The organism is Deltaproteobacteria bacterium PRO3 (genome assembly GCA_030263375.1).
Taxonomy (GTDB): Bacteria; UBA10199; UBA10199; order DSSB01; family DSSB01; genus DSSB01.
Map to the genome: position 1 here is coordinate 1 of SZOV01000022.1, position 12,384 is coordinate 12,384.

8 protein-coding genes are annotated in these 12,384 nt (G+C 60.2%); all 8 read right to left on the bottom strand.

All coding sequences use genetic code 11. The features are described 5' to 3' along the window. Window positions 1-72 precede the first annotated feature (72 nt). The 8 genes from FBR05_05425 to FBR05_05460 all read right to left on the bottom strand — a co-directional run bounded on the left by FBR05_05425 (window position 73) and on the right by FBR05_05460 (window position 12,288). Window positions 73-969 carry a hypothetical protein gene (locus FBR05_05425; protein ID MDL1871625.1) on the bottom strand — a complete coding sequence of 299 codons (897 nt, stop codon included), beginning with the start codon at window positions 967-969 and terminating at the stop codon, window positions 73-75. A gap of 256 nt (window positions 970-1,225) precedes the next feature. Further along, window positions 1,226-4,180 carry a hypothetical protein gene (locus FBR05_05430; GenBank protein MDL1871626.1) on the bottom strand — a complete coding sequence of 985 codons (2,955 nt, stop codon included), beginning with the start codon at window positions 4,178-4,180 and terminating at the stop codon, window positions 1,226-1,228. Window positions 4,181-4,727: 547 nt separating this feature from the next. Beyond that, entirely contained in the window at window positions 4,728-7,577 is a 2,850-nt protein-coding gene (locus FBR05_05435; GenBank protein MDL1871627.1) for a hypothetical protein, read from the bottom strand. 603 nt (window positions 7,578-8,180) lie between these two features. After that, window positions 8,181-8,390, bottom strand: a complete 210-nt coding sequence (locus FBR05_05440) for a hypothetical protein (GenBank protein ID MDL1871628.1) — start codon at window positions 8,388-8,390, stop codon at window positions 8,181-8,183. A gap of 25 nt (window positions 8,391-8,415) precedes the next feature. Continuing rightward, the gene (locus FBR05_05445; GenBank protein ID MDL1871629.1) at window positions 8,416-9,597 is read right to left on the bottom strand and encodes a hypothetical protein; all 1,182 of its coding nucleotides are present in this window, start codon (window positions 9,595-9,597) and stop codon (window positions 8,416-8,418) included. A gap of 691 nt (window positions 9,598-10,288) precedes the next feature. Further along, entirely contained in the window at window positions 10,289-10,714 is a 426-nt protein-coding gene (locus tag FBR05_05450; GenBank protein MDL1871630.1) for a hypothetical protein, read from the bottom strand. 116 nt (window positions 10,715-10,830) lie between these two features. Beyond that, window positions 10,831-11,121, bottom strand: coding sequence for a hypothetical protein (locus FBR05_05455; protein ID MDL1871631.1), 291 nt, complete (start codon window positions 11,119-11,121; stop codon window positions 10,831-10,833). Between the two features lie 24 nt (window positions 11,122-11,145). Then, the gene (locus FBR05_05460; GenBank protein MDL1871632.1) at window positions 11,146-12,288 is read right to left on the bottom strand and encodes a M23 family metallopeptidase; all 1,143 of its coding nucleotides are present in this window, start codon (window positions 12,286-12,288) and stop codon (window positions 11,146-11,148) included. Window positions 12,289-12,384: the final 96 nt, after the last annotated feature.

The following is a 12,384-nucleotide window of genomic DNA, read 5'->3' on the forward strand; positions in this document are numbered from 1 at the left end:
ATTTATAGGACCAAGACGATGGAAATTGAGAACCGTTCCAATCTGCCTGCCCTTGACGGTCCGGCTCAGTCGTCATTCCGATGCGCCCAGCACATGGTTGAGAGGCTGCTGTTGGATCTGCTCGATGCGCAGATAGACCGCCGAACGTTCCTTCGCGGGAAGCGCCGGCGTCGATTTTCGCGCCTGCTCGAGACAGCCGCTCACCCTGGCCTCCAGGCCCAATCTTGCGTAAAGCTCCGCAGATTCCAGAAATCGGAACACGCCCTCGGCGGTGGAGCAAACGGAGGCCTCGCCGCTCAGGGAGGCGGCCGCGCAGGACAGCTCGAGGACGCGCCCCAAACCTTCCCGGCTTTCCAGCAAAGACAAGGTGGCGAACTTCCCCGCGTCCAAGGCCTGATGATAAATTACCTTCAAATCCCTCGACGCCTCCGCAACATAGGAGGCGCCCAACCGGCGGTCTCTCAAACCTAGCGCGGAAACCTCGTCGATGGTATCGTAGGCAAGCCTCTCCAGACCACGCCTTACCTTCAATCCTTGCAGCGCCAGATCTAAGGGATATTCCGGACAAAGAAATTCCAAGTGAAGAAAACTTCGTGTAAGCGCCATCACTTCTATTATTCGGGAATATGCGTCCCGGTTTCGGGGAACCTCCTCGCAAGCCGCCTCCAGGTCGTTCAGACAGCAGCGAATCCAACGCCGCCTTCGATCGCCCCCCTGGTCCGAGAACGGCGCCCGGCGCTCGTGGGCCGCGACCAGAATCATCAGGTCGACGGCGATCACCTCATATATCAGTCGGAAACTTCGCGCGCCTTGTCCGGTGATCTCGCGCAGGATGCGACAACGCAGATCCTCGAGGCGCTCCGCGTCGCATTGCCCAATTTCGAAGGCCAATTCCAGCCATCGGGCGTGGAGCGCTGAAATATTCGGAGGCGGCCCCTCTTCCCAAACCGAGCCCAGAGTTTTCCGCAATCGGAGAACGGGGTCCGTAGGAAACGAGGGCGAAAGTCCCTTGGGTTCGTCTTTTCGCTGATGCTCCGATGCCGAAGGATTCATCAATGATCCTCTTGTTGAAGTTTGAAATTGGGTAAAGCAAGAAGCACGCCAATTTCTCTTCTAGGATCCTTGGAATAATTCGAAGGTTTTTTCGCGATATCCCGAACGGCAACATAGCCCAGGGCTGGAGAAAGATGAAAATTATGCAATTTAGTGAAATCTCGGAAACGATTCAATCTTCATCGAATCGATACAAAGTCAGAAGCCCCCCCCTTCCTGTCTCGCTGAACTGATAAACCACCGCGTCTCGGAGGTTCCATGGATAGTCGTAAGGTTCGAGATCCCGATGCCCCTGGGCATCGATAATCCATCGAATGCCCTTTTCCGGCCGCGCCAACCTCCCCAAGGCCAATAAGGATCCGGGTGCCAACTCGAAGGACTCTCCTTGGGCCAGAAGCCTCCAATCCCAACCCTTTTCGCCCTTGACGTAAACCCAGGCCTGCGGTTCCAGCAATTCGCGGATTTGGGAGGGAGGCAGGGCCAGATCGCGATCGATCCCCTCTAGATCCGGAGAGTTCCACCGCCTCCCGTCTTCGGTGTAAAATTCGGCTGCGATCTCCCCTTCATGTCTTTCTTCGGAAAGCGCTTCCATCCGAAGTTTTCCCGGACCGCCCGAGCCCGGCTCATAGAGAAGCCTGGCGTGGCGCGAGGCGATGAAGGGCTGCGCGATGGAAACGGGGACGAGGCCCGGGAGACTGGGCCGGAGATTCCTTCCCAGCTCGTAAACTTCGCCGGGCGCCAACTCGAGGTTTTCGAGGGGCCTGGGGCGGGAAGGGGGCGCGTTGGATGCGGTCGCTTTTTTCGCTTCAAACTCGCCCTTTGCCGTCGAGAGTCCTCGGCGGAAGGCCAAGGTGAGGACATAGGGGCCTAACACGATTTGATCCCCGGCTTGGAGCTGTCGAAACACGCCGCTTGGGTCCGCCGAAGCCGCATCTCGCGCGGAGAGCGGCCGGGGGGATTCGCCCCGTCTCAAGGTCCAGACCGGATTGGGGGACAGGTTTTCCACCTCGATATAGCCGCCCTCCCTTTTTTTGGCGGGCTCCGCCGCCCTAATCCAAAAGGGATCGGGGAAGGATATTTTAAGGTGCTCCCGGGAGACCTGAGGGTCGCGGAAGTATTCCGAGCCGAAAGCGCCCTCGCCCCTTCCCAAAATCAGGAAGGGCGTCTCTCGCCCCTTCCCGTCGTGCATCGGCGCGAGGTCGTCGAGATACAGCGTAAAATCGAGCTGGTGCATCCCCTGAGAGACCAAGCGGGCGGCCGGTTGGACTCCCCACGCGTAGGTCGCACCAGGACTTCTTTCGACCAAACGCAGTTCTTGCGCGCGGGCTTCGGCGGTCTCGAGCAGGCCGCCGCTGGAATCGGCGAGGCCCAGGGCCTGAGCCTCCTCGTGCTTGACCAGCACCAATTTTTCCTGCCCCTCCCCCTCGAGTGCCCGGAAGTTCAGCATCCAAGCGACCGGCTTCCCAGGCACCTGGAATACTTCGATCTGAGCGAGCCGCGCCGTCGGCGCCCGGCCGTACCAATTGCGGATGCTTTGCTCCGTCCCGATCCCGAAAAAGGAGGATCTCTCCTGCGGCACTTCCAAGGGTTTGCCGTTGAGGACCTCCGCCAGATCGGGCATCCCCACTTCGCGCGCCTGCCACCGCGAGACGTCCAAGACGAGGCGCTCCCTGCTGGAGACCCGCAAGGTCTCGTTGATCTCGAGCGTCAACTCCCGCGGGGCGTCGGGCCTATTCATCGGATGCGAGGGATCTAATTCCAAGGTCACGGTGCCCCAAGCAGGATCGAGGTCTTTCACTCGGTAGACCGCTTCCTGCGGAGTCACCGGGACGTCGGGGCGATAGATGCGAAACCTCGCCAAGCCGACCGCCGGGGCCTGGGCGGTCAACCACAGCCCATCGATCGGTCTTGTGCCATCTTGAGAGCGGGGAACGGGCGCTTCCGCGGCCTCGACCTCTTCGCTTTTTGCGGCGACCGGAATCTCCAGGAGCTTATGAACATTCGGCGCCAGACTCTGCAATACATACGTGGGCTCCCCCGGCCGATCCTCGCCGGCGAACACTTGAAATTTCCGGAATGGAGCGCCGGGAGGTTCCATTCCCCAGGATTCTCCGCCGCTCGCCATGGCCCAAGTCCGTGCTTCCGCCTGGCGATGCGGTCCATTCGCCGCGGGCTCGACCGGCGGATACGAGCCGTCATTCGCCGCGCGCAGGCGATCGACGGGCAGGCTTTCCGATAATAGGTCGGCACGCGTCTCCAGTTCGCGTTCGAAGCTCGCGTACCTCGGCCCCGCGGCCGCATGCAGCAGCCGCCCCGAGACCTGAAGCTGAAGCAATAGCGCCGCGCCTTCGACGAATTCGATCCCGCCCGGGCGCCACTCCCGCAAACCCGCGACCGTCTCCAGGCCGTGTCCCAGCATGACGCCCGCGTACATGCCGCCGAGCGCTGTCCACCTCGCGAGGCCGGGATGTCCCGCGCGTCGCGACAATTCCTTGGCCGCCGCGCCGGCGCCTTTCAATCCGCCCAACACGAGATAGCTAGACAGAAGTTCCTCGCCCAGGCCCTCGTCGCTCCATGCGACGCCTCGACACAGACGCCCGACCGCGGTAAAGGTCGGCGCTTCCGCCGCGAAGCCGACCAGGCCTCCGGCTAGCCTCAATCCGCCGCCGCGGCCGAAAAAACCCGCCCGTCCCGCCAGACGACCGATCGTCGCCGCCCTCGCGCCGCGATACACGATGCCCCCCGCGGCCATGGCGGCCAGCGTCGCGGGGTTGGAGGCCTCGCGAACGAAACTGTCGAGCAGATATTCGAACCTGGAACCGAATTCACCCTGACCCGACGTCGCATCCATCCGCTGCCGAGCCTGCCGGCGGGCCTCTCCCTCACCGTTTTCCACCAGCCATGCGAGAAGCTTAACGGAAAGCTCGGCGTTGCCGCGCCCTTCTTCCCGCATCGCGAAGGCGAACAGCTCGCGACCGCGGATCTCCGGGTCGCTTTCCTCGGTGATGCTCTCCATTTGTCGCCGGGTGGACGGGCTCATCTCGATTCCCGCCGTAATTTCCGAGAAAGGAAAAGTCGGGGAACTCTCGGCGGGGATGAAGCGCAGGGGGTCCATGGGAAGTTTCATGGCTAGGCTCTCGCGTATTTTTCCGATCCGTCCGATCTTATCGCGTCCACGCCGACTTGGTTGCCGAAGTGTGATTTATAGGACCGGACAAAATTCGCGCGGTCGCGATAATGAACCTTGAAAACGTCAAATACCCCCGATCCTCATCCGTGGCAGGCCCCGTTTCCCGGGGCCTGCTTTTTTTCCTCGAATCATTCTCAAATATTTTTTCGCCGCGCGCGGTACCATAGATGGGGCTTGATCTGCGCGGCACCGAGAAATACTGTCGGCTCTCCCTAAAGGATGGTTCATGTGCCCATCCGAACCCGTAAGGCCCTCCAGGGCCACTCCACAACCCCGGATTTTACCCGGATCCCGGGGTTCCCCCCCTCGGCGGCCCTTGTAAAAGGGCCGCCCCTTTTTTTTCTCGGATTTTTCATGCCGCGACAGAAACGCATGGAGTTCCATTTATGGTGCCGAACAAATTTGTCGGCGCGTCGATAATCCCGTGGTCAGTCCCGCCTCTACCCGAACCCGAAGCAGGCCCAGGAAACTGGAGCCTGCTTTTTTATTTTTCACCGCGTTGCTTCGCGGCCTCCTCCATTCCCCGCCTAATGCTCCATTCTAATTTTTTATATTCCGCGTCCGTCAGCAAGGACTTGGCGGCCCGTCCCGCGATGAATACATTGCCGCCGAACTCGCGATTGGCGAAGGACACCATGGCCGGAATTCCCGCCAAGCTGCCGTCCGCCGCCCCGGAACGAAGCGCATCCCTCAGCCTATCTTTTTCCGCGACCCGAACGAATTGAGCGGGGCCCCACTCCAAGCCGGCGAACTCCCTGTCGGTCAACAAGGCCCGCGCCACGCGAAACGCCCTCAGCAGATCTCCATGGCAATGGCGCTCGGCAAAAAGATCGTATCCGGCGACTCCCCGAAACGCGCCGTCGCTGAGCCCGTCTAAAAGAGCCGTCCTCAACGGTGCCTGCGCCTCGACCCGGGTAAAGTTCAACACGCCCCAGTTCAAGGCCTCGAATCGCTCCGGGCCCAGCAAGGCCTTCGTCACGGAATAAGCCCTTTGAGGATCGCCTTGGAAATATAATTCCGAGACGTAGGCGTATCCCTCCGGTCCGAAAATAGTGCCCTCGGAAATTTCTTGCTGCAACTTGACCAGCATTTCTTCCTGATCCTGCACTTTGATTCTTTTTGACATGCCCCATTGCAGCTTTTCGAATTCTTCGGGCGCCAAGATCGAGCGGGCGGCGCGGTGGGCCTTGTTGGCGTCTCCCTCGAAGAGATCGAGGGCGATGCGATCGTAACCGCCGGGCCCCACAGCGGTCCCGCTTGCGATTCCCTCCAGCAAGGCCTGCTTCAACGGTTCTCGTTTTCGCAAGTGAATGATTTGAATCCCGCCCCAGCGGAGAGACCTGAAGGAATACTTGTCCAAGACCGCGCTGGCGACTCGAAAGGCGATCGTCGGGTCCCCGTCAAATTTCTCCCAAGAGAGCCTCTCGTATCCTTCCCTCCCCCGATATTGTTCCCACGCGACATGTTCCTGGTACCAGAAATACTCCTGCCACCTCACATGGATGCGATTCCACCCCATATCCACGAAGATCCGCTTGGCGGCGTCCTTCTCACCCCAGCTCCTTCTTGAGTTGATCAGTCCAAGCCTGGGTCTATTCAATGCGATCGCAAGGTCACGGAACATTTCCACCTGGCCCTGGTTGCCGCGATAGTGGTCCTGAAATCGGTTGAGCCTCGCAAGGTCGGCGACGCCCCACAACGAGCTCCGGAGGCGGCCGTTTGCTCCGGGATCCACCACCGGCAGGCCGTTCCGCATCCTGGCGAAGATCTCCGGCAACAAGGCGCCCTGCCGAATCAGAAGCCTGCCCCCGCCGACCAGCCAGGCCGCGTTCAACTCGTTCAGCTCCGCTATTTCCACTTTCTTTTGTTGATAGTAATCGTATTGGTCCGCAGGAACCCAGCGGCGCGAGGTGATCTCCACGATTCCTGCCGTGCTATCCCGCGGGGATCTAGAACCTTCTGGGCCGGCCGCGGGCAACTCCGACGAGGCCGAAGCCTCCGCCCCCGCGGGAAGATAGCCCCCCGCCCTCAACCACTCGGCCACATCGGACTCTTCCTCGATGATTTCCCGAAGACCTTCCCACCCCGCCCCCAAATCCCCGCGCTGAACGGCTCGCCGGCTCAAGGCCAGCATGTCCCGCGATGCAGGATCAAGGCGTTTCGCAGCCAAGGTTTTATGAAGCCAGAACAGGGCGTCCCGGGAAGGGACGGAGTTTTGCCGTTGACAAGCCAGTATTTCCTTCGGAAGCTCGATCTCCGGGTCGGCGCGCGCTTCGGAGAATCGTTGGTTCCCCGCATCGGTTCTTTGGAAAATGGGAGGCTTGGCTCGAGTTTGCCCGGAATCGGGGCCTGTTTCCTGTCCGGCGAAAACTCGCAGGCCCCTGTTTGCGGCCTGCTTGACTTGAACCGGTTCGCCCCATTCCGCCCCCACCGCCCATCTCCAATCGATATCTCTTGCGTCCAGGTGCGGCCCGTTCGCCGCGGGCTCGATCGGCGGGTAATTTCCGTCGTTGGCGGCCTGCCTTCGTTCGATCTCGCCCCATGCCTCCAAACGCCGGGTCTTGCGCTCCAAGTCCCATTCCATGCGGCGATATCTTTCACCGCCCAAGTGGTTCAGTATCCTCCCCGAGGCCTTCAGCTGGAAGAACATCGCCAGCCCGTCCGCCCACTCCCGTCCGCCGCCGTGCCAATCTCTTAACCCGACAACCGTCTCCAGCTTGTGCCCCAGCAGGATCCCGCCGTAGAGACCGACGTTTCCGGCTATCCGATCTAAGGCGGGATTATTCAAGCCGCGGCTCGCCGATCTCGACAAGCCGCCCACGCCCTTCATCGCACCCAGCACCAGGTAGCTCGACAGCAACTCTTCCTTCAATCCGGGCCCCAACAACTTCTCGCCGCGGCCCCAGCGGCCCACCGCCGTGAACACCGGCGCCTCCAAGGCATAGCCCGCAAAACTTCCCGCCAGCTTCATCCATAGGCCCCGGCCCCAATAGCCCGCACGTCCCGCCAAGCGGCTCATCGTCGCCAGTTTCGTCGCCTTGTAGACGCTCCCGCCCACGCCCATCGCCAGCAGCATCGCGGGGTCGCTCACCTCCTTGGCGAAGCCCTGCGACAGGAGCTCAAATCTGTCGCCGAATACTCCTCCTCCCGACAGGACAGCCAGTCTCCTTTCCGCCTTCTGCCGAAGCTCGGAGCTCCCTTGCTCCCTCAGCCAACCATAGGCCAGCTCCGCAAAGTCCGTCCGCCCCTCGGCCTCCTGGCGCTGCGCCGCTCGCCACAGGCCCTCGCTGAACAGCCCCGCGTCCGTCTCCCGCTCCAGGACCGTCAGCTCCAAAAATAATTCCCTGCCGAGACCTCTCTCCAATTCACTTCTCTCTGACGTCGATAAGTCGCGGAGGTCCCTGCTCAGACCCAATACCGAAGCCATCCGGCCGGGGTGGGCCCCCTCGCTCGCATTTTCATTCGCGGAGAAACCGCCGCGAAGGGATGTCGCTAAGCTTGGGCGCATGATCGTTCCTTCACTAGACCCCCCAGGGGAGCCCTATCTCGAATGATTTTGGAGTGTGGTTGCCAAGGGCGTAGGTAGGCGCGGACACCGGCGACCGCGGCCGGCACCCCATCGGGAGCCCCAAGGACCGCGCGGATCTTTCCTTCCCCTTCCGCGCTCCCCTTGGGATAATATTTACCTTGGGACAGACGCAAACCCGCTCCCCGCAAGCGTCCTCTCATGGTTAGAGATCCTTTCGGGAGTCGGGGCGACCTTAAATCTATAATGGGCGTTATCGAAAATGGACAGGCATTGTTGCCGAAGTGCTTTTTATAGGACCGACGATGCCGGGGAACCGGCCGTCAGGAAAGAAATCCATCCCGCGTAAAAAATTGAGAGCAGGACTGGAACCTCGCGGAGACGCATAGATAAGGCAGTCGGATCGTGTAATCAAAAATATTGCCGCTTGCCCGCGAAAGGCAGCGAATCTAGACGAAACTCGGCGCTCAGGATGACGCCGCCGTCCGGGGTCAGCTTCAGCTTGCCGTCGTTGAGCAGCACTTTCGCACCGGGAAACGCGGCCATGTGCTCGAGGAATTCGCCGGCCAAATTGAGGTGCTCGGGTTTGACGGTATTTTCTTTACCCATCACGGCTTCCATATTTGCTCCTTTTTCGCTCATGGTCCTATTCCGGTTTCAGGATCGGGTACTCCGGCTTGGGGTCCGAAAACTCCACCGCCTCCAGCGACCCGCGTCGCTTGTCGTAAGCCTTGGCGGCTTTCTCGGCGACACCGTGGCCTTCCACCGTCTTAGCGGCCATTTCCTTGTAGATCCCCTCCACCTCGGTAAGGATCGCGAGGGCCCTGGCATCCTCTTCGGGATTGTTCATCTTGCCGTAGGCATCGGAAAGGCCCGCCAGAATGACCTCGGCCGACTGGGTTTTTTCCCGGGAGCTTCTGAAGAACGCGATCGCGGATTCGGCGCTGATCTTTTTGTCCGGCTTCTTGTGCTTGGATCCCTGGATCTTCTCGAGCTCGGCCTGCGCCAACTTGAGATTGCCTTCCACGTGATTGCGGAGGTTCTTGACCTCTTCCAATTTTGCCTCAAATTCCGCTACGGTCACCTTGGGAAGGTCCGGCGGTGTGGGCTGCGGCTCGGTCTCCGCCGGCGGGGGCGGGACTTCCTCCGCCGGAACTTCCGCAGTCGGCTCGCTCGCGGACGCATCGACGCCGGGCGATCTGGCCTCGGGCTTCTTCTTGTTTCTCACGTTGGAGACGATGCGCAAAACGTCCACGCCCACCGAGACGCCGGCCCCCATGGGGCTCAGGCCCATGGGCGGGTTTCCGCCTTCCGGGCCGTCGACGACGTCCAAGGTCGGGTTAATTCCCATGTCGCCGGTGAATTTCGCCCCCAGGCAAACGGCGTCTCCCCAGGTGCAGAGCTGCAAGCCCAAGTCGATGCGAGCCCCCGAATCCCTAAGCGGAAACAGCAGCGGGTTCTTGTTGAACTCCGCTCCGACGGTTCCCGCCGTGTTGCCGGGTGCGCGGTAGATGGCCGCGCCGATGCCCAGAAAAGGATGCAGGGAGAACCACTTGGGGTGGACGGCGATGCCGACGTCCAATTCCAGGCCAACCATGTGGGCCTTGGCCCGGCTGACCATTCCGGCGCCCAGATCCTTCTTCAGGCCTTGGAATTCGTAGGCCAAGCGGGGAGAAATGGTCAGGCGTTTGCCCACCGGGACGCGGAGACCGGCGGCCAGGCGAAACATCCCGCCGCCATGGTCGAGCTTCTGGCCGTTCTGAAAGTTTCTCCAGCCGAAGCCACCGTCCAACTTAAGCGTATAGGCATCGACGGATTTGAAATTCATTTTTTTCTTGGCCTTCGCGGATTCCTCGACCGGTTGCGCCGGAGTCGTTTCCGCGGGAGCCTCGGCCATTGGCGCGGTTTCGGAGGGAACGTCGGATGTGGAACCGTCAGCAGACGCGTCTCCTTCGGGCGGATTCTGGGAAGTCAATTGACGACTGAGTTCTTGCGCAAGCGATCCGATTCTGAACGACATAGCACGCTCCTTTGAAGAAGGGCCTGCCACGCAGCGCCCCTCAGATTGCTGCATGCATTTTCGGCCGCTTCATGGGCAAGTTGTCTTCGCCAACGGGCGTCTGCTGGTGTGGCGAGTGACCATTTTTCATTTCATATTTTTTCAATTTCTGCGCGAGAGAGGAGACGCGTGGAAATTTTCCAGGAAAATTCACAATCCGATTTTTGGCGGTAGCGGCATGAATTTTGCTTCGGTATTGACTTGACACCTCAGTTTTTTCGCGACGGCGCAAAAATAAATTTTGAAAAGATTGCGATGAATGCACGACGCCTGGGAATTATGGAATAGTGCTTAAGACCACCAGCCCAATATCCCCCAAATTGAAAATTTGATAAGTCAGAAAATTGGCGAAATTTAAGCGTCAACACCCAGGCGAATAGGGATAACCCATCCTGGGAATCTACTGAATGGAATGGAAATATTGACTAATAGGTGAGCGGGGTTCCGATCTTGCGCGGAGTTATTTCCCCTCGCCAAACTCAGCGCCCGCCGCCTTGGCCATTGAGCCGACGACAGGCCCTTCCGCCCCTTCGAGACGACGGACGGCCTTTTCCGGCGCGCCGTGAACCGGCGTCAAAGAAACTTTTTGCCCCTCGCAATTGAAACGAAAATACCTGCTTCCGTCGCCCAGCAAGCTGCCGGAACGCAGCAGGACGACTTCGTCGACGTTCAACTTTCGCGATTCGCCCGCCCCCTCTCTAAACAGGACCTCCTTGAACGGCCCCCCTTCGCGCTTCACAAACCAAGAGGTGCCGTCGTGGTTGGGCAGCAAGTCGGAGAACGAAAGCGCCGGCAAGTCGTTGACGAAGGCGAGTCGCTCTGCGTCGACGTCACGCGTCGTCGAGCTAGATTGGATGTCGAGTTTCTCGGATGTGGAGTGATTCATGGTTCCCTCGATTTTCCGCCTACCCGGGAGAATCAAAGACGCATGCCAGTTTTGAAATTAAGCCAAGGTATGGAAAGGTTTCAAGACTATTAGATGATACCCGCGGACGCTCCGGGCTAATTGGAGCCCTTGGACTTTAGCGCCAGGCCGAGCGAGTCTGGCGTTTCCGGAGGGGCGACATCGTTGCCGCCGGGGACCCCGTCGCTCGTCTCCTCGTCCGTGGGAACGCCGTCCTGGTGGTCGGGCCCGGGAAGGATGGTAGGCTGCTTGTTTCCCTCCGATGCGGAGTCGCCGGAGGTCGAGCCGCTCAGCGAGGGCGAAACGCCGGAGTCGACGTCCACGCCGCCGCAGGCGACCAATCCCAAAAGCGCGATACTTGTCATCGCCAATTTTAGCTTCCTAACCATGAGTGCCCTCTTTCCTTCCTTGGTTCAGTTCCCCACCTGGAGTTGAGTCGAAAAACCGTTGCCCCAGACGTCCTCGCATAATAGGCGCACAATTGCGGGAGCCTGGGGCAACGAAGCCAGCTCGAAGGAGTATTCCATCGAGTAAGCCGCTGAATCCGACAGGAAGGGGCTCGGTACGAGCAGAACCCCCTCCAATTGCGGATCGTCCAATTTCTCGGTGCTCGACGCGTCGAACCCCTCGCGCGCGTTGAAACCGACGCGAAACTGGTGGATCGTTTGCTGGCTTTCGTCTAAAACTTGCAAAACCGTGTAATCGAGGTCGGCCCAAAGGGCGCCCGTCGAAACCTTCACCTTCAGTTCGTCTCCGACCTGCTGGACGTAATCCAAGCGAGGCGCTTCGCCGTCGTTTTCCAGAAGGAATTGCAGCGGATTCACGTGGGGATCGAAGCCGTTCTGCGCGCAGAGGCTGTCGGGGTTTTCGGTTTGGTATTCGAGGCTGCAGGTGGTCTCGAGGCGAATTTCGAAATGCAGGTGGTTGAAGGTGGTTGTCCCGGATTGCCCCAGGCCGCCGACGACTTCGTCCGGAGAAATCTCGATCTCCATCTCCGGATTCAACAAGCGCTTATTAGCCTTTTCGCCGAAGTCGGCAAGATGGGCGTACTGCGAATAAATCCGCGTTGTCTTTCTCCCGTGAAAGACGATCGGTTCGGGCAGGACATGCTCGATGGTCACGACATTGCCGCCCTCCGAAGACTCGCCGCCCGCGACCACCTTGTAGATCTTGCCGGGAAGTATGGGATAGACGGGTTGCCCTAGTTGGCCCGGGATGTCGATGCCGCGATGGAAATCCGGGCGCGAGGCCTCGCTGGCCTTAAGCCGCGGACCGAAGGTGGAGGAGATGTCGCGTGGATCCTGGTCCACCGGCCAGCGCGCGTTCAGCCCCGCCGGGACGACGAAGCGTCCTTGCGAGACTTCGAATTCGGCCGGAGTCGCGGAGTGGTATTCCAAGTCCGTTGGAGTGAGGGGAATCGCTCCCCCCGGACTTGTGGGCTCCGCGCTTCCCGCCGAGTCCTTGCCGCAGGCGGCCAAGGAAGAGGCCGCTATCAACAGGACGCAGGCGAAAATCCGCGCGTGGCTGGACCAAAGTTTTTCCGAAGCTGTGCTCATTCCTTACCTGCCGCTTGGCGAAAACACCCGTACGGCTTGGGTTTGAGCAAAAGACAGGCCAGCCCCGTCTTAGGTCTAACTAATTGTAATCAATAT

Bases quoted from the DNA above. Each gene is read 5' to 3' on its own strand.
- FBR05_05430 (MDL1871626.1), bottom strand. From the start codon at position 4,180: ATGAAACTTCCCATGGACCCCCTGCGCTTCATCCCCGCCGAGAGTTCC.
- FBR05_05440 (MDL1871628.1), bottom strand. From the start codon at position 8,390: ATGGAAGCCGTGATGGGTAAAGAAAATACCGTCAAACCCGAGCACCTC.
- FBR05_05445 (MDL1871629.1), bottom strand. From the start codon at position 9,597: ATGAATTTCAAATCCGTCGATGCCTATACGCTTAAGTTGGACGGTGGC.
- FBR05_05450 (MDL1871630.1), bottom strand. From the start codon at position 10,714: ATGAATCACTCCACATCCGAGAAACTCGACATCCAATCTAGCTCGACG.
- FBR05_05455 (MDL1871631.1), bottom strand. From the start codon at position 11,121: ATGGTTAGGAAGCTAAAATTGGCGATGACAAGTATCGCGCTTTTGGGA.
- FBR05_05460 (MDL1871632.1), bottom strand. From the start codon at position 12,288: ATGAGCACAGCTTCGGAAAAACTTTGGTCCAGCCACGCGCGGATTTTC.